Below are 19,641 nucleotides of genomic sequence, written 5' to 3' on the forward strand. Positions count from 1 at the left end.
CCACTCCGGCACCCGCGAGGTCTCCCACCGATGACCGCCCCGACCAACGGCTACGCACCCCATCCCTACCTGGGCGGACGCACCGCCGTGCTGCGTGCGCTCGCCGCCTGGCGGTCGGGCCGGCCAGGTGCACCCCGGGTGATCATCCTCACCGGCAGTCCGGGCAGCGGCCGTTCCCACCTGCTCACCGGCTTCCTGATGCTGTGCGATCCGGAGTTCCGCGGACGGCTGCCACTGGCGGACCTCGACCCGTCGACGGTGCCGCCCGACCTCCCCGCCCCGGCGGTACCGAACGCGGCGGGGCTCACCGCAACACAGCTCGGCTGGCTCATCGCGGACCACTACGGCCTCCGGGCCGGCCGCCTCGAAGAGGTCTACGCCGCACTGGGCGCCCTGGGCCGGACCGAGTCCGTCGTCGTGCCCGAGGTCGACCGGGCCGGTCCTGTGCGTACGACGGGCGAGCCGGCCCGCGTCGTACGGGAGGTGCTGAGGCCGCTCGCCGCCACCGCGAACGTGCGGCTGCTCGCGGACGTACCGCGCGAGCTCGCCACCGAACTCGAAGGTGGACTCGCGCCCGGCACGGCACAGATCATCGACCTCGACGACCCGCAGTGGGCCGATCCGCGCGGTCTGGTGCTGCAGGCGTACGCGCTGCTCAGACCGGAGTCCGGCGCCCCGGAGCCGCCCTTCGCCTCGGATGCTGCGGCGAGGCGGACCCTGGCCGAGGCGATCGGGCGCCGGGCCGGCACCAGCCCGCTCACCGTGCAGCTCGCCGTCCGGAGCCTCCTGACGAGTTCGGGCGCGGCCGCCCCGTACGACGAGACCCTCCTGCCCACGTCGGTCGGCCAGGCACTTGACCTGCACGCCTGCCGCCTGGGCGCGGACCCGCAGACCCTGCGTCTGCTGCTGGCGCCGCTGGCCCTCGCGGAGGGCGACGGTCTGCCCGTCGCCCTCTGGACGCGGCTCGTCAACGCTCTTGCGGGCAGGGACATGAGCGGCCCCCTCTCGGACAGCGGAGCGCTCGCGGGACCGTTCGTCGAGTCGCATCGGCCGGACGGGGACGGCAGCGCGCGTACGCTGCTGCGGCTGCTGCATCCGGCCATCGGCGACGAGATCCGCGCCGGCCTGCCGAACGTCCGTGCCGCCCAGACACAGATCGCGATGGCGCTGCTGGAGGCGGTGCCGGACCAGGACTGGAGCAGGGCCGACCCGTATGTACGGGACCACATCGCGGGCCACACCCTGGAGGCGGGCCTACTGCCCCAACTCCTCACGGATCCAGGGCTGTTCGTGCACGCCGACCCGGTGCCGCTGCGGGCCGCCGTCGAGGCGGTACCGGCCGAGGAACTGGGTGCACCGGCCCGGACGTACCTGCGTACGGCGGCCCTGCTCACCCGCACCCAGGTTCCTGCGCTGCAGCGTGCCGCCCTGCTGGAGACGGCCTTCGTGGAGGACGGCCTGCCCGAGTACGCCGACGCCATCCACGGGCGGCTCGGCCTCGACCTGCCCTGGCAGACCCTGTGGACCCTGCGCGCGCCCGGCATCAGCGCGGTTTCCGCCGGCAGCCTGCCCGGGGCCGAGGGGCAGCCCGTCCCGGTGGCCGTCCTCGTCGTACCGGCCGATTCCGCGGTGCTCGTCCACCCCCTCGTCCGATCCGACGACTCCGGCCCCGGCCCCGGCCCCGGGCAGGTCCTGCACCCGTCCGAGGAGGAGCGGGCCGCCGCCCCACTGGGCCTGAGCCGCGGCGACGACTACGTGCGCGTCTGGGACCGGGCAACTCGGAAGGTCGTGGCAGAGCTGCTCTCGGACGTTCCCTTCACGGCCGTGGACCTGTCCCCCGACGGCATCCTCGTCGTAGCCACCGAACGCAGCGCGAAGGCCCTCCGCATCCGGTCGGCGGCTGCGGGGGCCATGCGGCGGGCCGCATGATCTCTCCTACTCGGTTCGGATCCGAACAGGCGGAAATGACCACGCACGTCACACGACATGAAGTGCCTGCCGACCGTGTTCTCGGTGCGCAAGCACTCGTTGACGACACCGAGGCTCGGGTCCGGAAGCTCGAGACCATGCCCAGCACGTTCAACACCGCTCTGAACAGGGCGCTCGCGAACGCCAAGAGCCATTGCGCCCTTGATCCCCACGCCGCCCGGATCGAGACCTGGGAAGCCTGGGTCGCGGCCATGCAGATCGGCTCCGCCCTGTTCCGGTCCGCCACCTCACCGGAACCCACCGTGGAGTGCCTGATCTCGGGTGTGCCGCGGACGATCCGCTCCATCGGCCGACAGCCACCCGCCCACGCGGGCAACTGGCTCACCGCCTTCTACCTGGCGCTCGTCTGCCGCGAACGCGAACGGCTCACCGAGCTGAGCAACGTCCCCATCTCGCTGCTGCGCGAGTCCGGAGCGGTCTTCGACGCGTACATCTACGACTGGGTCGACACGCTTCAGACGTACTGGAAACAGGGCCCCGGCATCGGCGACAAGCTGATGGCCGCAATCAACGGCACCGATCCGGAGGCTCTGCAGGTCACCGACCGCAGCCTGATGCTGCGCATCCTGTACCCCCCGCTCAACCTGTTCCACCGCCTGGTCACAGGCGACAGCGAGCGCTTCGATGTCGAACTGGTCAAGGCTCTGGAGTGGCACAAGGAGTACTGGACCGCGGACGAAGCCACGGCCGCGCAGGTCAGCGGCCTTGTCGCACTGGGACCGCTGGCCATGGCCTGCCTGGCCCACGACGCGGGGGTCCCCGTCGACGTGGAGTCCGGCTACATTCCCAAGTACCTGCTGGCACGCGGCCGGGTCGGCGACTTTCCGACCTGACGAGAGCCGGGTGCTCCTCGAACCGGTCGACCGGTGCGGGCCGCTCCAGCTCGGCACTCGACGAGCCGACACCCTTCACGCAGCCCGCTCCAGCTCCGCCGTACCCCTCCTGATCTCACTGATAACTTGCTGCTTCTGCCCGCTAACTCCATTGACTCCACGGGGAATCATGAGCCAGCCGCCGTTCCAACCACCGCCGCAGCCACCACAGCCTCCACAGAACCATCCCAACCCGTACGGCCGACCCGCCCCGCCACAGCAGCAGCCGGGGTTCGGACCGCCGGCTCCTCTCGGGCAGCCCCCCATGTACGCCGGACCGTCGCCCGTCCCGGGGCAGCCGCCGGTGCAGCCGATGTATCCGGCTCAGCCCGGACCGCCGTTCCAGGCGCCCCCGTTCGGACAGCAGCCGAACCGGGGCGGTAACCCCGTCGGCGCGGTGTTCCTCGGTCTCCTGGTCTCTTTCGTCGTCTCGCTGCTCTACAGCGGTCTCCTGGTGGTCATTGTCGAGCACCTGACCTCCGCCACGTCCACCACCCTTTACCTCGCGTACGCGCTCCTCAGTGGGGCGATCGTCGGCGCCCTGATCGGCAAGGTGGGTCACCGCAGCAACGGCGCCCGGATCTGCGCAGCCGTCATCGCCGCGCTCGGCGCCTTCTTCGGCGGGGCCAACTTCCTCCCGATGTACATCGCCAAGGAAAGGGGCTTCTTCGGGATCAGGGACATGCTGGAATACGACCCTTTCTTCCCGGCCAAGGCCTGGTGGACCGACGGGACCCACGGTGGAGTCGACTGGACCTCCCCGCTCGCCCTCGTGCTCGCCGCCGCCGCTGCCTGGGGCATCGCCTACCTCGTCGGCAACAAGCGCCGTCAGGCGTGACTTGTCCGCCGCCGTGCCGCCCTGCCTCAGCGGAAGGCAGGGTCGTCACCCGTACTCGCCGTCGCCATGGCGATCTCCCGTGATCGCATAGCCTGCCTCCCATGCTGATGAACGACATGGGTGACGACAGCCGGGAGCGACTGGAGGCCCGCGTCCGGCGCAATGCGGCAGCGCTCGCCGGCATCCTCGGCACGATGACTGCTGTAGTGAGCACCGTCTTGACGACCGTCCTGCCAGGCGTCCCCGTCGTCATGCGTGTGGTGAGCGGAGTTCTGGCTGTCGTCAGCGGTGCCGGCATATGGCAGGCCATACGCGGCTACCGCAGCCGTGGCGGCAAGCACTTGGCACTCGCCTATGCGTGTGCTCTCGGGAGCATTGCGGTGCTGACAGCGCTCCAAAGGGCCGCCCCGAACTGGTTCGGATGAGCACTCACAGCCCGCATCGCGCTCGACGGCGGCACCTACCAGAACTGAGGCACGCGGCCACGGCTGCAGCCTGGCCGGATCCTTCCGGTGGGCAGGACTGCTCGGGGATGCCGCCGACGCCGGTGCCGGACCGGGCTGCCGCGCCTCAGCGCCGGCCCGGTCGCTTTCCCCCGGCAAAACCGTGCACGGGCGCGTCTCGCTCGGCGCGTTCGCGGTCGAGTTCGGCCTGCTGGCGTGCGTCCCAGTCCGCGAACCGGCCCTTGGACTGCTGGCGTTCGGCGTACGTCTGGTCCTCGGCCGCCCGGCGCATCTCGTGGAGCCGCTGGTACACGGCCTCGGTGTAACGGGGGTCCTGGAAGGCGTCCTTGACGTCGACGCGTCCGCTCAGCACCTCACCCGCCATCTCGCGCAGGGCCGGGTCGAGCGAGGTCGCGTCGGCGATGGTGCGCAGGGAGCGGCGCAGCCGCAGGGCCTGTTCGGGGTCCTGGGCGATCCCCATGAGTTCCTCGTCCTGGATCTCCCGGTCCGCGGTCATGGGTCCGGCCGTCCTTCCTGTCATGCCTGCCGTGTCTGTCGCGCTCGGCGCGCTCGGCATGCTCGGCATGCTGTCATTTGGGCGCGTCATCCGAACTCGCTTCGAGCCCAGTCCTGCGCGCCCCCCGAGCCGTGCGAGGAGCCCGAGCGCGCCGTGGCCGCGGAGACCGGGGTCCTGTTGCCGGCGGCCGAACTGGAGCCTGTCCCCGAGGAGTTGTCCGCAGACCCCTCGGAAGACTCTCCGCTGCCGTCCCCGCGTCCGGACAGCGCGTCGACTCCGTGCTGTACGCGATTCCCGACCGCCCCGGTGGCCTTCTCCGTCGCCTGGTCCACGGCGTTGCCCACGTGCCCCTGCACGTCCGTGTAGCCCGCGAGGGTCGATCCCTCGCCGCCCTTGACCTCGTTCTTCAGTCCGTCCAGGTATTCGCCGCCCGCCTTCTCGGCGATGTCCGTGGTCTCTCCGAGGTTGATTCCGGACCGCTCGTCGAAGTGGGTCTCGATGCTCTGCTGGGCGATGTTCTGCGCCATTCCGACGGCGGCTTCCTTGGCCTTCTCCTTGGCCGCGTCCACCACCTTCTCCTGGACGAACTGCTTCGCCTCTTCCTTGATCCTGTCCTTGGCGAACTGCTTGACCTTCTCCTTGGTGATCTTCTCGAGCTGCTCCTTGGCGATCTTCTTCAGGGCGTCCATGGTGGCGTGCTCCATGGCCTTGGTGATGGCCTGCATGACCTCCGTCCGGAGCTTGTTGAGCAGCTCACGGACGATCACCCGCGTGGCCTGGGTCGCACCCAGCGCGCCGACCTCGGACAGGCCGAAGGTGAAGGGGGCCGCCGCCTGCGCCGCGATGATCTCCACGGCCAGGGCGACGAGTTGCGCGATCACGGCCAGCTTCGCCGTGAGGACAGCGATCGCGGCCGCGTCGAAGGCGAGGGCGATCACCTCGCACGCGGTCCTCGCGTCCGGGATGTAGCTGTCCTGGCCGCCCGCGCCGGTATAGGCGCCCCAGCCCTTGGTGAATTCGTCGACGGCCGTACCGGCGTTGCTGGCCAGGATGGTGCGGGCGAATCCATCGCCGTCCGTCTGGATCGTTTCGAGGTCCTTGCCGAAGGCCCGCCAGGCCTCGGCGACATCGTGCAGTGCTTGTTCGTCGGCCTCGGGCCAGCTGTAGCCGAGAAGATCGAGCACCCAGACAAGTTCGCTGGGCAGTGTGAGCGACATGCCAATATCCCCGAATTTAATTAGAGTCGGCCCGAGATCCCGTCCATCAGAACATAGTTCGACGCTTCCGATTCGTCGTAGTTATGTGCCATGTCCTGCAGGTTGTGCCCGATCTTCTCCAGCCGCTTCCCCAGGCTGTCCATCGATGTGAAGATTCCGTCACGAACCGGCGTGTAGACCTGCCCGAAGATCTCCCCGAAATCGGCGTCCGCCCACGGTTCCCCAAGCCCTTCAAGGGTGTCCTGGAGCCGCTTGGAGGCCTTCGTGAAATCGCCTCCGAGTTCGGCGAAGTTCACTCCCTGCTTGCGGAGTACGTCGGTGTCCACATCAAAGGCGTCGAACGCCATAACTCTCCCCCGTACCGCTTGGCGCATTCATATAGGACGACAGACGGATACCTTAGACTCCTCGCGCACGGCCCGGCAAACCGTCGGTCAAGATCGTAAAGTTTCCCAGGGGGGACGACCAACAGTGGTGACAACACAGCCGCGTTACGGCAGTACAGGCAGCCTTTGGGCGGGAAGACTCGTCGGTCTGGGGCTGCTCCTCGTGGCCGTGGTCATCGCCGTGGTGACCATTCCGGAACTGCGCAGTGAACTTGCCGGCGACGGCACCGAGGGAACCCTCACGGTTTCTTCATGCGAAACACACACGAGGACCCACTACGGCACGCACAGGCGTACGACACAACTCGAGTTCAGCTGCACCGGAAACTGGACCGCGCAGGACGGCAAGGCCAGTTACCAGGACGTCGTGGTGAACACGTCTTCGCGTTTCGAGACCGGCGCGAAAATCCCCGTCGTACAGGCGGACGGCACCTTCGAACTACCCGAGGACCGGGCCCCAGGAAAAGACGCCGGAATTCTCGCGTTCTGCCTCTGCCTGGTGGCTTTCGGCATTTTCTGCCTTCTCACCGGTTTCGGTGCCCGCAACGGCCCCGCCCTCTCGGAGTCCTGGCGGCGTCTGCCGGCCTCACGCGTCACCGGGCCGGTCCTGGGCGGCGTATTCGCCCTCGGCGCCCTGGCGGCACTCGTCTGCGCACTCGCCCTGTAACGCCCGCCCGTATCCCTCCTGAGGAACCCCCATGACACAAGTACACGGGAACGCCGCGACGAACGCCGCCGCACCCGGAGATCGGACGGGCCTCGGCCGCCTCATCGGCGCAGGCCTGATCCTCGTAGGACTCGTCGCACTGGCACTCGGCGCCTACCTCGGCCCCTACACCTACGCCACGTCCACCCCGGGCAAGCTCACCGTCCAGACCTGCACCGTCGAGTACAAGTACCGCAGCTCGTCGAGCACTTCGAGCTCACGGAAGAAGACCAGGACCAGGTGGTGCTACGGCACCTTCACCTCCGCCGACGGCACGGTCAAGGACCTCAACGCGGAGCTCAAGAGCGACGCCCTGTACACCCGCGGCCACGTCATCGAGGCCCGCCGGACGAGCGACACCTCGTACATGCAGGACCACGGCTGGACCCGCGCCGTCGCCGTCGGCTGCGCCTGGGGCTTCGGCGCCCTGATCGCCCTGGCCATCGGCCTCTTCTGCGCGGTCACCGGCTTCCCCTACGGACAGGGGGAGAGCCGGGGCCTGTTCCGCACCACCCTGGTGACGGTCGCGGTGGGCGTACTCGGCCTCGTGGTCAGCCTGCTGGTGGTGTTCTTCACGTGACGGAGGGCCCGGCCCAGGCGGGCGCACGGAGATGACGGTGGCACATCAAGTAACGGCTGCCCTACGCTGATCAAGAACGTTCCTTCTGTACGGGGTGAGAGCCGGCAACCGGCTCTGGAGGAGACGGCGATGAGCCATGCAGTCGATCCGAGGCTGGCGTATGCCCAGGTCTCGGCACCAGCGACCACCGCTGCACCAGCCATGACCACGGTCGCGCAACCCGAGCCGTCGCCCTCACCGGGCCCTCCGCCCACGCCTCCCCCACCCGCGCCGCCGGTCTGGGGCGGAGACCCGGACGTAGGAGTCAGCTCGTCGTTCCTTCGGGCCAGGGCCGACGACTGCGACACCACCTCCGGGTTGCTCCGCAAGACCGACGGGCCGGCCGAGGACTCCTTCCGCGATCTGGCGAAGGCGGCGCCCGGCTGGTCGTTCGTCGACAGCATCGACGACATGCAGCACCGCTGGGAGGACCTGCTCAAGGTCGTCACGGACCGCCTGGACACGGCCGCGCGGAACTTCCGCGACAGCGCGGACGCGTACGACGGCAACGAGGTCGCGACCGCCTCGCAGTTCGCCGACCCGCACGCCCCCAACCCGTCCCGCTGAGCCGGAGGAAGCAGCAGCACCATGGTCACCTTCCACCAGCTCATCGAGCTGGACGTCCACGCGCTGGAGACGTTCGCCGACAGCTGGAACGCCATCCACCGCAAGATCAAGGACGCCCGTACGGAGTTCCACGACGCCGTGGTCAAGAAGCTGCACCAGGACCACTGGCAGGGCGAGGCGGGCGAGCGCGCACAGGCCTACTGCGACCGCGTGCAGCTGGACATCGACGCGCTGCACCAGGAGGTCAGGGGGTTGCGTGACTTCCTCGACCAGGAGGCCGACGGCGCGAAGGGCACCGGCGGGACCAAGGGCCTGGAGGAGCTCCAGCGCAGGGCGCGGCAGCTTCAGCAGGAGGCGCTGGAGAACGGCATGACGATCAGCGCGGACGGCCGGATCGAGATGTGCGTGGTCGACAATCCCGACGACCCCGAGGTGCACGCGAACTACGAGCAGCACCAGCGCACCGCCGACGGCCTCCAGGAACGCCTGAATCAGGTCCTCGACAAGGCGGCCGAAGAAGACGCGTGGCTCACCAAGAGCCTGAAGGTGGTCTTCGGCACGGCCCACAACTTCGAGAGCGAGAACCGGAAGTTCAACATCGACAAGCCGGACGACAAGGACTACAAGGTCCGCAACCAGCTGAACAACGTCGCCGCGTACTTCGCCACGGTCAAGGACTGGCCCACGGCGGCCGGCCTGGTCCAGCACTACCTGGACGGCAGCGGCAAGACGGTGGAGGTCGAGCCGCAGACCATGATGGACCAGATCCCGGCCTTCCGGTCGGGCGTCGACGAGACCCTGCGCAAGGACGTCCACGGCCGCCCGGACGGCCCGTTCACCACCGACTGGAAGTCCACCGCGCCCAACCCCGCGGACGGAGACAGCAGTTCGGAGTGGTACTACGCGCTCAACCACTTCCAGTACCGGCTGACCGGCTACGTCCACGACGGCGAGGTCACCTACCGGGTCGAGGTCCAGAAGCGCTACGACTGGGGCATCCCCAGCGAACACCGGGCCAACGCCACCGGAGGCTGGGGCCCGGCCAGCATGAACCTGGAGCAGGCCGACATCGCCCACCTCAACACCGTGGGCCTGGGTCGCGACTTCGACGTGGTCGGCACCTCCGACGAAATAACGTCCTGCGCATGACCGCCGGCCGACACACCCCGCGCAACACCGGCCCACGACCGCCCCGGGTTCGGGAGCCTGCCCGCCGCCGGACGCCTCGGCGGGGCGTACCGCGGGTCGTACGACGGATCGCACTGTGGCTGGCGGCGCTGGCCGCCGTCGCGTTCACCGTCGTCGTGGTCTACGGGTTCATCCGGTTCAACCATGCCGTCGACCATCCCGGGGACGGGTTCTCGGGTTGGCAGTGCGCAGCCGAGTCGGGGACCTGCGGGCCCTGAGCCCGCACAGGATGCGGCCCGACGGGCAACTGCCCGCCGGGCCGACAACCGCGTGACCAGGGGCTACCGGACTACTTCTTCGGTGCCTCTTCGACCGGGCCGGAGGGCGCCTGCGCGCCCACCGGCTTGCCGAAGTCGGAGTACACCAGGTTCTGCATGTCCTTACGGCTGCTGGCCTGCTTGAAGTAGTACGGCTTGCCCGTGGTCGCCACGTACCAGGTGACCGAGTCGCCCTTCGCCGTCATGACGACCGGCACCGCCTGCTGTCCGCCCACCGTGGTGACCTTCCCCTTGGTCACCTTGTTGCCGGCGTCGAGCGTGTCCGGTGCGGTGAACTGCTCCTGGTGGCACCAGCTGGCGAAGCCCTTCATCAGCGGGTTGCTCGGCGTGCCGTGGAGCCACTTGTCGGCGGAGAGCGTGTTGGCGCCGAGTTCGGAGTTGAACTCCTTGACGATCGCCGAGTCCGGCTTGGCCCAGACGTCGTCGCCCTTGCGGATGACCTGGAAGGTGCCCTGCGACATCTTGACGGTGCCGACGCATTCCGTGGCGGACAGCAGCATGTCGGTCTTGGTGCCCCCGCGCGTCATCTGCTCCCGGAAGGAGCCGGCGGCGGCGTTGGCCTTGTGGCCCGAGTCGTAGATCTCCTTGGCGGAGAGCTTCTCGACACCGTTCGGCTTGGCGGCGGGACTGGCCTCCGTGCTCTTCGACGGCGTGGACCCACCTGCGGACCCCGCGGCGCCGGTGTCGCCGTTGTTGCAGGCCGCGAGCGACACCATCGCTGCGGCGCAGGCGAGCCCGGTGGCGGCGCGTCGGACGGTCAGGACACGCGTGTGCATGAATACCCCGTGATGATTGATTGCGTGCAAACGTGCTTGATCATCTAAGCAAGGGCCCGTCCGAGAACTCGAACCAAGCGTTGTATCGGCGGTTTTGTCGGCAGAATCCCCTCCGGGCCTTCACGCCTTGACCTCATTCGGGGGCGTGCTGCGCCGGCTGCACGGGTGCACTCCTCCACCCCGACGCACTCGCCCGGGTGCTCCCATGATCCGGAGATCTGCCGCTCACTCCCCGGATGCCCGAGAGCGGTGAACGCGCCGGAGGCTGAGCAGTTCGGCCACGGCCTCCAGCCAGCGGGCGGCCTCCTCGTCGCCGTCGATCCCGTCGGCGGCAGTGGCCGCAGCCTCCAGCCACGCACGCACCATCGACACCGCTTGCTCGCCCGGCACCGGCTCCTGCAGCTCGGCCGCGTACCGGACGCCCCCACTCCGTACCACCTTGGCGAGGAAGGCCACCGCCCGCGCCTGGATGCCGAGCCGGTCCAGCAGGACGGCGGCACCCACGGCGCCGTCTCCGAAGAGGGCGGTGCGGTGCGGTCCGGCGAAGGAGAGGCCGTAACGCAGCATCGCCGGGATGTCCGACTGCGCCAACTCGTCGTCGGTCCGACCCGGGCGCGAGGTCCGCGGCTCGGAGGTCATGGCTTCCTCACGGTGACGGTGTAGGTGTGGATGGTGGCCCGGTACTTCTCTTGGGGGGTGGGGCTGCCGCTCCGGACAGGAGACGGCGTGACGGGGCCGCCGGCATCGCCGCCGCCGGCGCAGGCACCACGCGGGCACTGGATCAACCGGATCTTCGTCGTGCCCGGACCGACGGCCTTGAAGCCGAAGAAGTCCGTTCCGTTCCCGCTGCCGACGGCGCCGTCATCGGCCTCGACCTCCTCCCGCTTGTCCGTCCTCCGGACGACGTCGCGGTCAGGCTGCGGCGATGTCAGGTACCACCACTCCCCCATCGCGGTGTCGACGGGAACGGACAGCCTGAACTCCTCCCCCGCATCCACCTGTATGTGCTTCTCACCCAGTTCATAGGTGTCCGGCCCGGTGGTACCGCAGCCCGCGAGCGCGGTCATCAGCAGGGCGGGAAGGGCCAGTCGGCGCGGGGCGCTGGTCATGACGCTCACTTATCGGTCGGCGGGCAGGTGGACGGCGTACGCGTCGGGCATGCGGGAGTCGGAGGCCTTGTCCATATGGCCGTTGACGAAGTCGTCCTCACTGACCCAGGTCGTCTGGCCCCAGGGGTTGTAGATCTGCAGCATGTCGCCCTCCTGGCCGATCACCATCATCTGGTGTCCGACCCGACTGCCGTCCTTCTCGTGCCCCTCCACTTCGAAGGGGACGGGTTTGCCCTCGGCAACGGACTTCTCGATGTCCGGAAGCACGTCACGGCGGTCGTCCGCACCGCGGACCTGCTGGTACTCGTACTTACTGCCGGTGTGCGGGCTGATCTCGTCGTTGGCGATCGCGTTCTGCCCGTCGCTGTCCATTCCATCCGGAACGTCGGACCACCAGTGCAGGTAGTCGCCGTCGCCTTCCTCGTGCAGGCGCAGCTGTTCGTCGTGGAGACGGTGGCGGAACGCATCGGGGTCGTTCTCCTGCCCGGACGGTCCGCCGGTCAACTCCAGCGCGTAGAGGGGATCGACCATGGCGCGGGCGGTCACCGTGCTCGACGGCACACAGGTGTTGCCCTCCTGGGACCACTTCTCGTCGCCGAACCACTGGTAGTCGGTGTTCCGGTTCGACCCGTCAGGATTGAGCCCCTCGTCCACCTTGCTGTCGCCGGCCGTGACGATCGGGCTGAGGTGCTGCTGAAGCCAGTACGGGTTCTTGCCGTGGATCTTGTCACGGAACTGGCCGACCTGGTCCACGTCGTAGCCCGCAGCCAGCGCCTTGACCAGATACGCCCGCTCCTGCGGCGTCTGGGCATCCGCGAGCATCCGCTCGAATCGGGCCTCGTCCTGCGCGTTCATCTTCTCCATGAAACGGCCGGAACGTTCGAGGTCGTCGGCGGTGAGGAGTTCGTTCTGCTCCTGCGGGCCCCCGAACACGCCGACATCGGCGAGGACGAGGCGGTCGGCGGCGGAGATGTCGTCGGTGTGCATGTGCCCGGCACGGGCCTCGGCCGCGTACTTGTTCAGCTCCCGTGCCGCCGCCCGCGCCGCGTCGTCAGCCTCCTGCGCGGCTGCGTAGAGCAGGTTGGCCCCTGTTCCGGCTACGTCCTGGGCCCGCTTGCGGTCGGCTTCCTCGTCGTCCGTCTCGACCATGTCGTCGAAGAAGCCGTCCTCGCCGCCGAGCAACGTGCGGGCCTTTTGCAGCTGCTCGCGGCCGTTGTCGTCCTTGGACTGGGCGGAGGTGAGCGCGTCAGAGAGGTCGTAGAGGGCTTTGGACGCCTTACGGAACGCCTCGGCCATCTGCTCGGCGGAACGGCCGGCTGCCGCCACCACCTCGGCCGCCTTGGCACCGGTACTGCCCACCCACACCGACGGAAGCCCTGACGCGGCGACCTTCTCGACCCGCTGCTGTACGTCCGCGGCATCGTCGGCCTGGCTCTTGTAGCGCTGGGCGATGGCCGCCAGGGTGCTCGGGGAACCGACCGGCGCAGAGACGCCGAGGAGGTTGCCGATGGCCTCCAGGACCTCGTTCTTGCTGTCGGCCGTCGCGAGGTCTCCCGTGTAACGGTCGATCTTTTCCTTGCGGTCGGTGGTGGATTCGCCTGCGTCGGCCATGTGGTGAGAGCCCCGTTGTCCTTGCTCAGATGTCAGATGTCAGGTGTCACAGGTCAGGTGGAAGCACACACGTCGGCCGGGTGCGCGGCCGCCGGGTGTGTCGACTGTGTGGCGTGTGCCGGCCCGTCAGTCGAAGTCAGCGAGGCTCAGCGGAGGCGTGCCCGGGGTAAGGCCAGTGGTCGTCCCCGGGTGGGCAGCGGCCGGTGCGGGCATGGTTGTCAGGCCGTCGCCCGCACCCGCGGAGTGCAGCGCGAGGATGGTTTCGTGGTCGGCGTTCTCATAGTTGCGCTGGGAGATGCCGACCTTGTCCGCGAGCTCGTGCAGCGCGGCTTCCAAGGTCTTCGCCTCGGACTGCCAGGCGGCGGCGAAGTTGTCGTACGCGGGGCCGGAGTCGGAGCCGCCGAGAGCGTCCGGTGCGTAGCACATGTGGTCTTCCACGGCCTTGCGTATGGCGCCGACATCGTCGCCTGCCTGGTCGAGCTTTCCGGCCTCACCGTCCATGCCGCTCGCGTCGATCCTGTAGCCGTCCGAGCCCGCACCGGACATGCTCCCCCGCCCCTCTGATCTGAACGGCCGGACACCCCCGTGGCGGTCCAGGCCTTCTGACCAGTGATGATATCTGATCCGGTGTCATGAGCAGGCGGCTTCGCGTGCGGCTGTCGAGGCTGGACGGGACGGGCTTCGGAGTCACACCCGGGCGTTTCAGGCCCGGCTTACCACCATCTGGCCGCACTTTGGAGTTACCCAATTACTGTGGGCCGAGGTGTCCGTGCCGGTCCGCTCGAAGTTCTGGGACACTCGCTCGGTCGTTCCACGAACGGCCGCCCATGGACGACTTGAGGTTGTCACCGCCTGGATACGAATGTACGGACCGTCGAGCGCGGGCGTCGTTGTCGGGTCGGTTCTGCTCAGGTTGGTGCACTCAGGTGTTCAGAACTGCTGCTGCTTGACGCCGGGCGGGAGCATGCAGGGCGTACGTACGGCGAAGGAGAAACGCTGAGGCTTCCTCTTGCCGGAGCCGACCGTCTCAGCCTCCACGCTGTAGCTCGTCTTCTTGCCGCGAGCCCGGAACACCGCCGAGGCGTAGGCACTCCTGAACTCGCGGTACGAGGTCACCTCGTAGCCCCGCTTGGAGAGTTCACTGCGAAGCTTCCGCACGATACGAGTGTGGTCCGTGGCGGGCGCAGGTGAGTAGACGTAGTAGAAGAGGCTGTACCGGCCGTCCTCGGCCACCTCGTCGTTCGCCCCGACGCAGGCCTCGAAGTGCACCTTGGCCGTGTCGGGGAGCAGTTCGACGTCCGTGAGCTCGGCCATGTGGGCGGTGGAGTCCTTGGCCCACTTCAAGGCATCGTCCTTGGCCATCCTGGGCAACGGGGTGTTCGGGGCATCGTCCTGGGGCGCGCAACCGCCCGCCAGGAGCAGGACGACGGAAACCGCTGCGACCGCGCGAAGCGGGACATTTCCCCGCGGCGAACGCCGCTTGGCCGGCAGGCGGTCGGCTGCGCTTTTGTCGGCCATATGCGGCGGACCCTCTTCCTCATCAGACATAGCGGCGTCCAGGAAGGCGCCGAGGTCGACGCCAGTGCCAAAGGTGTCGATGTGATCGATCTTCACGGTCGACCTTGTCATTGATCGCGTTCGTCAACCTGTCCGGATTGGCGCAGACGCCCGTGTGCAGCAGCCGGAGGTCAGCTGTGATGCGCTGGGCGTGTCATCGATCACGGATGCACCGGTACCGATGGCCTGCACAGCCCAACGTCGTACCGCAGATCAAGAACCGTCACAGGCCGATGGTTCAAGACTTCAACGAATCAGCGCTTCGAGGACCACCGAGCGGTCTACTTTCCGTCCTCAGGAAAGAAGATTGGGAGCGATCGCACGCGCCTGCGACTGCCGGCTTTTGGTCTCAGCTGACTGGAACTCGAGGAAATATCCGAAACTGTGAGTGTCAACAGGGACTCCGAGTCGTTCTCCGAGTTCCCGAGCCTGACCTTCGGTGATTTGCCGCGGAGGCGCATCCGTTCGAGGCTGCCTGCCACCAAGAAACCCGGGGAAGAGAGTTCGGCTCAATTCGTCAGGGATCTCGTGGAGACGCCGGAGATTCTTGGTGTGACGATGGAATGCGAGGAGAACCCACCCGTCGCCGAGTGGTTGTTCGAGGCGTTCGGGCGCGTACCGCTTCTCGAGCTCTTGCTTCCTGCGCATGGCGGCACGGAACGCCTCGATATCCGGAGGCGGTGGGGGCGGCGTCTTGATCCTCTCACGGTCCACCACCAGCCATACGTCGTACTCTTCTGTGGTCACGCCGCACATGACGCTGCCATCAAGAGCCATGGTGACAAATTCCGCGTGTCCAGGCGGCGCGTTGTGTCCCACCAAGTGCTCCGCCATATGTGTTCTACCGTGGATGCGCACTGGTACCCACGGGCCGTTCATCGAGGTTGTGATCAAGAAACGGCCCTCCGCGTCCACAACATGGTGCTCACGCGCGAGTTGGAGCCACGCCGTGTCGACACGTGAACTCAGTTCAGATCCCACGAGGGGAACCTTCGCGGCCGGGGCCGTCCCTCCGATGGTGATGCCCACTGCTCGCCGAGGCGCGGGCAGGGAATCGGCTGGGGACTCGTCAAGGATTTCCAGGCCACATCGGCGAAGGAGTTCAGTGGAAGCTGGCTCGCTCATATCAGGGGCAGACCTCTCCGCCTTTGTAGAACAGGTGGTGGTCACCACCAGGCTTGTTGACTTTTCCGTACCGCTCGAAGTTTTCGTCGGACGGATACTTGCTGGCCCAGCCGAAGTTCACCCCTGTGCGATCTGAGCCATGCTTTGGCTCCCCCACGTGAAAGTGGGAGCCAGCCGGATCGTGGGTGTGCTCGACAACCACGCGCGAGCCCTGCGGCGTCTCGAACTGGCGCATATTGCCCCAGTGCGTGGGCTCCGGGTCGTAGACATAGAAATCCTGCCCCTTTCGCCTGACGTCGTCCCCGATTTCCCACTCAAAGTCCGGCACTCTATCGTAGTTCACTCCCGCCATGTCGAACGCTGCTCGCTCCGCGCTCGCGCGATCCGGGAACGGGTTTCCCTTTTCGCCCAGCGGGAGCTCGGCCAGGCCGAGGGGGTCGATTCCGTGAAGGGGATTGGTGACGTAGGCGACAGGGTTCGGAGCGGGAGTGAGACCCAAGGGGTCCGGAGTGAGGTAGCGGGCACTGACAGGGTCGTAGTGCCGAAAGTAATTGTAGTGAAGGCCCGTTTCAGGGTCGTAGTACTGACCGGGGAATCGCAGCGGGGTGTACGCCGTTGCGTCACGGTTCCAGGCGGTGCCGCCCCACAAAGTGGACCGAGAGCGCCAAGCGATGGTCCCTTGTTCGTCGACCAGTTCGGTGGGAGTCCCGACGATGTCGGTGACGACTGCGAAGAAACGAGCGTCGATCTCCTCCTGAGGAGCGTCGATGCCGTGGATCCGTTCCCGCTGAGTGAGCGGTGCAGTGCCGTAATGGTCCCATGTGAGGCTCACCGCGCGGTCATTGCCCGTGAAGCGGGTCGTCTGCTCGCACAATGTGGTGCCGTCCCAGGTGAAGTCCACCTGTTCGACGACCGTGCTGCCGTCCGCCGCCAACCGCTGTTTGGCGCTGCGTCGACCAAGCGGGTCGTAGTGGTAGCGCCAGCGAGTTCCATCAGGCGTCGTGACGGACGTGAGGCGATCCTCGGCGTCCCAGTCGTAACGCCACGTGTCGGGCTTGGAAGACAGGCGAGCCTTCTGGCGGAGGCTTACGCGCCCGGCAGCGTCGTATTCATAGCGAACGCCGCCGGCGGAGTGGATGCGCGTACCAGTGTAGGTACGCGCCCCGGTCGCCTCCTGGTCAGGCATCGATGCAGGCCAGGATGCTTCTGTCTGGTTGCCTGCCTGATCGTAGGCGTAGGTCTCCGTCCACCCAGCCGAGCGCACACTCGTGATTCGACCTGCTGGGTCAAGGTCGTACCGACGGGAGCCGTTGAGGCGGTCATCGATGGCGATCACATGACCGTCTGCGCGGTAGGTGTAGGCACGATGTTGCAGACGTCGGGAGTCCGGGCCGGTCAGATCCTGACTCAGCAGCAGGCCGTGGGGATCGTAGGTGTGGGTCAGGATGAGGCTGTCCCCGATGCGTCGCGTCAGCTCCTGACCTGCCGCATCGCGGTCAAATTTGATGATACGACCAGAACTGTTCAGCTCGGTGCGACGACCCGCGGCATCGTACTGCCAGGTGCTGGTAGCACCAGTCGGGGTGGTACGGCTGACGCGTCGCCCCAGCCCGTCGTAGGTGTATCGCTGTGTGCGGCCGTTCACCGTCTCGGCGACCAGACGCCCTACTGCGTCCCGCTCCAACGTCAGGACAGCATCGGGGGTCCTCGCCTCGATCAGACCGCCGGTCGCGTCGTAGGCATAGGTGGTGACGAAGCCGGCTGCGTCTCGTGCCACGGTACGGCCCAGTAGGTCGCGTTCGAAGCTGATCACTGCCCCGGAAGGCGTGGTGCGAGTGACCAGTTGCCCGGCAGCGTCATAGGTGTAGCTGACGATCCGGTCGTCGAAGTCCGTCTCCTCGACCAATTGTCCTGCCGGGTCGTACTGGTAAGTCCAGCTCAGGCCCTGGGGGTTGATCACCTTTCGCAGCCGCAGCTCCGCGTCGTACTCGAACTCGTACCGCGTGCCTTCCGACGAGATGCTCGCAGACTGCAGATTGAAGTGCGTGTACTCGAACCCGGAGACGGCGCCCATCGCGTCAGTGTGGGTCAGGCAGTTGCCGTCGCCATCAAATGTCCAGGACTCGGCAGCGCCGTCCGGGCCAGTGCGACGAGCAAGTTTGCCTTCCATGGTCCACTCAAGTCGCACCGTCGCGCCCAGCGGGTCGGTAACCGCCGTTTGGCGGCCAAATGCGTCACGTTCGCAGAGGGTGGCCGCACCCTGCGGATCAATGGTCTCCACCGGCAACCCGGCTTCGTCGCAGCGCACGCGTGTCGTTGCGCCGAGAGGGTCGATGACTGCAGTCAGATAGCCTCGGTCGTCGTAGACAAAGCGCGTCGTCGCACCGGCGGCATTCGTGACAGACATCCGATTGCCGAAGTCGTCGAACTCCTGAACAGCGTGAGAACCGTCATCGCGCTGTACTGACACAAGGAGCCCGAGTTCGTTGTAGCGCATGGCCGTCCATGAGCTATCCGGGCGCCGCACGGCGAGCATGTTGCCCTGATCGTCCCAGGTGTACTCCGTGGTCCGGCCCAGTGGATCCGTGCGAGTCAGCACGTGACCATGGGCATTGACTGTCTGCCGGGTCGTACGACCGAGTGGGTCGGTCTCCGCAATGATCTGGCCACGTTCATTGAGCTGGTAGAGCGTGACGTGACCCAGCGCATCCGTCCAGCGAGTGGTGCGATTCTCGGAGTCGTAGACGAACGTGCCGGAGAGATACCCCTCGGGACCGATGGTCTGTATGACCCGTCCGTAATGATCATGGACGTACCGGTAGCTGGAACCATTGCGATTGGTCCAGGAAGTGATCCGCCTCTCGGCGTCGTAGTCGAAGCGCAGCGGTTGCCCCGAGGAATTGACAACCTCCGTGAGATCTCCTGAGGCGCGGTCGTATCCGTAGGCCATGACCTGCACGGTGTCGTCGGCGTCGGGGCCGGTGCGCAGGGACAGCCCGGTGATGCGGCCCAGGTCGCCGTCGGCGGTGAGGTGAACGTCGTAGCCGCCGCTGTGGGTGATCGACAACGGCAGGCCGGTGCCGTCGCGATGGATGTCGATCTGGTTGCCGTTGCGGTCCTCGATCGTGGCCAGCCACAGTTGCCAGCCCTCGCTGCCTGGGCGCGCGAAGTACTTCGTCCAGCCGGTGCGCGGGTCGGTGGTGGCGAACTCCATGTGCGCCGAACCGACCTCACTGGTGCGGCGCAGTGGTATCCGAGGGCCCTCCAGCGGCAGCACCTCGGGCTGCTGCGGGGTGGGCAACTGGTCGTAGACCAGCAGGGTGCCGTCTTCACGAGCCCAGACGGCCTTGTTGCGGATGTCCACCTCGATCCGCTCGTCCATGGTCGAGGCCCAGGACGGGCCGAACCAGGTGCCGAAGGTGTAGTCCGACAGATGCGTGCGCTTGAGCACGAGGGGCAGCACGCCGGGCAGCGTGAGGTCGGTCTGTTCCAACAGCATCTGGCCGCTGGCGACGTCGATCGGGTCTTCCTTGCACGCACGGTTCTTCGGTTCCACGCTGTGGTGGCGAGGGTCGTCAAGCGCCTTGTTCAACAGATCTGGTTTGCTGCCGGCCGAGCCGCCGTTGCCACCCGGGCCTTTCGATGGGAACCCAGGCCCCATCCCTTCCCCGTCTTTGCCGCCCTTGAGGATCTTCTCCAGTTCGGCGGCGTGTTTCGCGTCGTTCTCGACGTGGTTCTCGGCGACCTTCTTCAGCCGGGTGCCGGTGTCGTGGTAGAGGCCCTTGACCGCCTTGCCGGCGTCCTCGCCGATGGTCTTTCCCAGCTTCTCGGCACCGTGTTCCA

Annotated in this window: 20 protein-coding genes; 9 read left to right on the forward strand and 11 right to left on the reverse strand. The window is 67.3% G+C overall.

What is annotated here, in order from left to right:
* The first annotated feature begins 30 nt into the window (after window positions 1-30).
* The 4 genes from ABD355_RS40320 to ABD355_RS40335 all read left to right on the forward strand — a co-directional run bounded on the left by ABD355_RS40320 (window position 31) and on the right by ABD355_RS40335 (window position 4,124).
* The gene (locus ABD355_RS40320; RefSeq protein ID WP_344406159.1) at window positions 31-1,929 is read left to right on the forward strand and encodes an ATP-binding protein; all 1,899 of its coding nucleotides are present in this window, start codon (window positions 31-33) and stop codon (window positions 1,927-1,929) included.
* 137 nt (window positions 1,930-2,066) lie between these two features.
* Window positions 2,067-2,822, forward strand: coding sequence for an immunity 49 family protein (locus ABD355_RS40325; RefSeq protein ID WP_344406160.1), 756 nt, complete (start codon window positions 2,067-2,069; stop codon window positions 2,820-2,822).
* Between the two features lie 304 nt (window positions 2,823-3,126).
* Window positions 3,127-3,699, forward strand: coding sequence for a hypothetical protein (locus ABD355_RS40330; protein ID WP_344406161.1), 573 nt, complete (start codon window positions 3,127-3,129; stop codon window positions 3,697-3,699).
* A gap of 101 nt (window positions 3,700-3,800) precedes the next feature.
* The gene (locus ABD355_RS40335; protein WP_344406163.1) at window positions 3,801-4,124 is read left to right on the forward strand and encodes a hypothetical protein; all 324 of its coding nucleotides are present in this window, start codon (window positions 3,801-3,803) and stop codon (window positions 4,122-4,124) included.
* 145 nt (window positions 4,125-4,269) lie between these two features.
* On the opposite strand, the gene ABD355_RS40340 is transcribed toward ABD355_RS40335, so the two are convergent.
* From ABD355_RS40340 to ABD355_RS40350, 3 genes are all read right to left on the reverse strand, one after another.
* The gene (locus ABD355_RS40340; protein ID WP_344406164.1) at window positions 4,270-4,659 is read right to left on the reverse strand and encodes a hypothetical protein; all 390 of its coding nucleotides are present in this window, start codon (window positions 4,657-4,659) and stop codon (window positions 4,270-4,272) included.
* 86 nt (window positions 4,660-4,745) lie between these two features.
* Window positions 4,746-5,876, reverse strand: coding sequence for a WXG100-like domain-containing protein (locus ABD355_RS40345; RefSeq protein WP_344406165.1), 1,131 nt, complete (start codon window positions 5,874-5,876; stop codon window positions 4,746-4,748).
* Between the two features lie 20 nt (window positions 5,877-5,896).
* Window positions 5,897-6,223: a hypothetical protein gene (locus tag ABD355_RS40350; protein WP_344406166.1), complete on the reverse strand. Its 327-nt coding sequence runs from the start codon at window positions 6,221-6,223 to the stop codon at window positions 5,897-5,899.
* A gap of 124 nt (window positions 6,224-6,347) precedes the next feature.
* Between ABD355_RS40350 and ABD355_RS40355 the strand changes: the two genes are divergently transcribed.
* From ABD355_RS40355 to ABD355_RS40375, 5 genes are all read left to right on the forward strand, one after another.
* Complete coding sequence (locus ABD355_RS40355) at window positions 6,348-6,929, forward strand: hypothetical protein (protein WP_344406167.1); 582 nt, start codon at window positions 6,348-6,350, stop codon at window positions 6,927-6,929.
* Between the two features lie 31 nt (window positions 6,930-6,960).
* Window positions 6,961-7,548, forward strand: a complete 588-nt coding sequence (locus ABD355_RS40360; RefSeq protein WP_344406168.1) for a hypothetical protein — start codon at window positions 6,961-6,963, stop codon at window positions 7,546-7,548.
* A 129-nt stretch (window positions 7,549-7,677) separates the two neighbouring features.
* Window positions 7,678-8,154 carry a hypothetical protein gene (locus ABD355_RS40365; RefSeq protein ID WP_344406171.1) on the forward strand — a complete coding sequence of 159 codons (477 nt, stop codon included), beginning with the start codon at window positions 7,678-7,680 and terminating at the stop codon, window positions 8,152-8,154.
* Between the two features lie 21 nt (window positions 8,155-8,175).
* Window positions 8,176-9,303, forward strand: coding sequence for a WXG100 family type VII secretion target (locus tag ABD355_RS40370; RefSeq protein WP_344406172.1), 1,128 nt, complete (start codon window positions 8,176-8,178; stop codon window positions 9,301-9,303).
* Window positions 9,300-9,560 (forward strand): hypothetical protein, encoded by a 261-nt coding sequence (locus ABD355_RS40375; protein WP_344406173.1) that lies wholly within the window; start codon window positions 9,300-9,302, stop codon window positions 9,558-9,560. Before ABD355_RS40370 ends, ABD355_RS40375 begins: the two co-directional genes overlap by 4 nt.
* Before the next feature lie 71 nt (window positions 9,561-9,631).
* On the opposite strand, the gene ABD355_RS40380 is transcribed toward ABD355_RS40375, so the two are convergent.
* From ABD355_RS40380 to ABD355_RS40415, 8 genes are all read right to left on the reverse strand, one after another.
* Window positions 9,632-10,396, reverse strand: coding sequence for a hypothetical protein (locus tag ABD355_RS40380; protein WP_344406175.1), 765 nt, complete (start codon window positions 10,394-10,396; stop codon window positions 9,632-9,634).
* A gap of 225 nt (window positions 10,397-10,621) precedes the next feature.
* Window positions 10,622-11,035, reverse strand: coding sequence for a hypothetical protein (locus ABD355_RS40385; RefSeq protein WP_344406177.1), 414 nt, complete (start codon window positions 11,033-11,035; stop codon window positions 10,622-10,624).
* On the reverse strand, window positions 11,032-11,505 hold the full coding sequence (locus ABD355_RS40390; protein ID WP_344406179.1) for a protease inhibitor I42 family protein: 474 nt from the start codon (window positions 11,503-11,505) through the stop codon (window positions 11,032-11,034). Before ABD355_RS40390 ends, ABD355_RS40385 begins: the two co-directional genes overlap by 4 nt.
* A 9-nt stretch (window positions 11,506-11,514) precedes the next feature.
* Window positions 11,515-13,116: a peptidoglycan-binding protein gene (locus ABD355_RS40395; RefSeq protein WP_344406180.1), complete on the reverse strand. Its 1,602-nt coding sequence runs from the start codon at window positions 13,114-13,116 to the stop codon at window positions 11,515-11,517.
* Between the two features lie 126 nt (window positions 13,117-13,242).
* Window positions 13,243-13,662 (reverse strand): WXG100 family type VII secretion target, encoded by a 420-nt coding sequence (locus ABD355_RS40400; RefSeq protein ID WP_344406181.1) that lies wholly within the window; start codon window positions 13,660-13,662, stop codon window positions 13,243-13,245.
* Between the two features lie 384 nt (window positions 13,663-14,046).
* Complete coding sequence (locus ABD355_RS40405) at window positions 14,047-14,478, reverse strand: hypothetical protein (RefSeq protein WP_344406182.1); 432 nt, start codon at window positions 14,476-14,478, stop codon at window positions 14,047-14,049.
* 489 nt (window positions 14,479-14,967) lie between these two features.
* A complete protein-coding gene (locus ABD355_RS40410) occupies window positions 14,968-15,492 on the reverse strand; it encodes a hypothetical protein (protein ID WP_344406183.1) in 525 nt (174 codons plus the stop codon).
* Window positions 15,493-15,799: 307 nt separating this feature from the next.
* The coding region (locus ABD355_RS40415; RefSeq protein WP_344406184.1) for a DUF6531 domain-containing protein at window positions 15,800-19,641 on the reverse strand (3,842 nt) is incomplete at its 5' end.

The sequence above is a fragment of the Streptomyces longisporus genome (assembly GCF_039532765.1).
In the GTDB taxonomy this organism is placed as follows: domain Bacteria; phylum Actinomycetota; class Actinomycetes; order Streptomycetales; family Streptomycetaceae; genus Streptomyces; species Streptomyces longisporus.